Annotated in this window: 1 tRNA gene and 2 rRNA genes (1 of these 3 cut by a window edge); all 3 read left to right on the top strand. The window is 55.0% G+C overall.

The window, feature by feature from the left end:
• Window positions 1–1,766 (top strand): 23S ribosomal RNA (locus ACX3P1_RS27565) (it extends 1,045 nt beyond the left edge of the window).
• A 258-nt stretch (window positions 1,767–2,024) separates the two neighbouring features.
• A 5S ribosomal RNA gene (gene rrf, locus ACX3P1_RS27560) occupies window positions 2,025–2,139 on the top strand.
• Between the two features lie 233 nt (window positions 2,140–2,372).
• A tRNA-Met gene (locus ACX3P1_RS27555) sits at window positions 2,373–2,449 on the top strand.
• The last annotated feature ends 51 nt before the right edge of the window (window positions 2,450–2,500 follow it).

The raw sequence follows: 2,500 nt of genomic DNA, 5'->3' as shown, positions 1-2,500 counted from the left end.
CTAAGGTCCCCAAGTTATGGCTAAGTGGGAAAGGATGTGAGGATCCCAAAACAACCAGGATGTTGGCTTAGAAGCAGCCATCATTTAAAGAAAGCGTAACAGCTCACTGGTCTAAATAAGGGTCTTTGCGCCGAAAATGTAACGGGGCTAAAGCCATACACCGAAGCTTAGGGTTTGGTCCGCAAGGGCCAAGCGGTAGCGGAGCGTTCTGTAAGCTGATGAAGCTGTACCCGTGAGGGGCGGTGGAGGTATCAGAAGTGCGAATGCTGACATGAGTAACGTAAGGGGAGTGAGAGACTCCCCCGCCGAAAGTCCAAGGGTTCCTGCTTAAAGCTAATCTGAGCAGGGTTAGCCGGCCCCTAAGTCGAGGCAGAAATGCGTAGACGATGGGAACCACGTTAATATTCGTGGGCCTGTGGGTAGTGACGGATCACGTGTGTTGTGAGGTCTTATTGGATTGATCTTGCAGCGAAGTGGTTCCAGGAAATAGCTCCCACTTATAGACCGTACCCTAAACCGACACTGGTGGACTGGTAGAGTATACCAAGGCGCTTGAGAGAACTATGCTGAAGGAACTCGGCAAATTGCACGCGTAACTTCGGAAGAAGCGTGACCCTTGCTTACGCAAGTAGGTGAGGGTGGCACAGACCAGGGGGTAGCGACTGTTTATCAAAAACACAGGGCTCTGCGAAGTCGCAAGACGACGTATAGGGTCTGACGCCTGCCCGGTGCTGGAAGGTTAAGAGGAGGGGTGCAAGCTCTGAATCGAAGCCCCAGTAAACGGCGGCCGTAACTATAACGGTCCTAAGGTAGCGAAATTCCTTGTCGGGTAAGTTCCGACCTGCACGAATGGCGTAACGACTTCCCCGCTGTCTCCAGCATAGACTCAGTGAAATTGAATTCCCCGTGAAGATGCGGGGTTCCTGCGGTTAGACGGAAAGACCCCGTGCACCTTTACTATAGCTTTACATTGGCATTCGTAGTGGCATGTGTAGGATAGGTGGTAGGCTTTGAAGCCGGGGCGCCAGCCTCGGTGGAGCCACCCTTGAAATACCACCCTTATCTCTATGAATGTCTAACCGCGGCCCGTTATCCGGGTCCGGGACAATGTATGGTGGGTAGTTTGACTGGGGCGGTCGCCTCCTAAAGAGTAACGGAGGCGCGCGATGGTGGGCTCAGAACGGTCGGAAATCGTTCGCTGAGTGCAATGGCATAAGCCTGCCTGACTGCGAGACTGACAAGTCGAGCAGAGACGAAAGTCGGTCATAGTGATCCGGTGGTCCCGCGTGGAAGGGCCATCGCTCAACGGATAAAAGGTACGCCGGGGATAACAGGCTGATGACCCCCAAGAGTCCATATCGACGGGGTTGTTTGGCACCTCGATGTCGACTCATCGCATCCTGGGGCTGGAGCAGGTCCCAAGGGTATGGCTGTTCGCCATTTAAAGCGGTACGTGAGTTGGGTTCAGAACGTCGTGAGACAGTTCGGTCCCTATCTGCCGTGGGTGTAGGAATATTGAAAGGATCTGTCCCTAGTACGAGAGGACCGGGATGGACGGATCTCTGGTGGACCTGTTGTGGCGCCAGCCGCATAGCAGGGTAGCTATATCCGGACGGGATAACCGCTGAAGGCATCTAAGCGGGAAACCCACCTTAAAACGAGTATTCCCTGAGAACCGTGGAAGACGACCACGTTGATAGGCTGGGTGTGGAAGAGCGGCAACGCTTGAAGCTTACCAGTACTAATAGTTCGATCGGCTTGATCGTTCTCATTCCTTATGCTCATCTGACCAGATGATCTCGCTCACGCTTGTTCCGCCCTTCGGGCGGCGCTACGCGGGTGCGGCGCATAAGCGCCGGCGGCCAGTCGGCCTTGCGGACTTTGTCCGGAAGGCTCTAGCCGACTGATGGCACACAAAAGACCAGCGAATAGCTCGAGAGGCAGCAGATAGGTTCCCTATTCGCTATCTCCCTACTCCCTATTCGCTAAACAACAGCTTCTCGAATTAATGTGCGTTTTGCCGACCTGGTGGTTATGGCGGAGCGGCTGCACCCGATCCCATTCCGAACTCGGCCGTGAAACGCTCCAGCGCTGATGGTACTTCGTCTTAAGACGCGGGAGAGTAAGTCGCTGCCAGGTCTGCAAAACGCACATTAAAATTATCTTCTCTCCACAAATAGGCCCGCCAATCGGGATCACGGGCCGCGCAAGCGGCCTATTCCATTTGGAAAGCCGATAGTTTCTGGTAGGCTAGCGCTTACCTTGACGCGGGGTGGAGCAGCGCCCCGTCCGCCCGCAGAAGCCCTTCAGGCTTCGAGGACGGACAAGCAGGAAAGTCCGGGCTGCCCGGCCGGCCAATGCCGAAACTTTGACGCGGGGTGGAGCAGCCCGGTAGCTCGTCAGGCTCATAACCTGAAGGTCGTTGGTTCAAATCCAACCCCCGCAACCAAATCATAAAAGCCCGCCAGATAAACCTCCGGCGGGCTTTTTGCTGTTTGTG

It is taken from the genome of Mesorhizobium sp. A623 (assembly GCF_054489405.1).
Note: the sequence above shows the minus strand (reverse complement) of the source record. Positions and strands in the feature narration are given on the sequence as shown.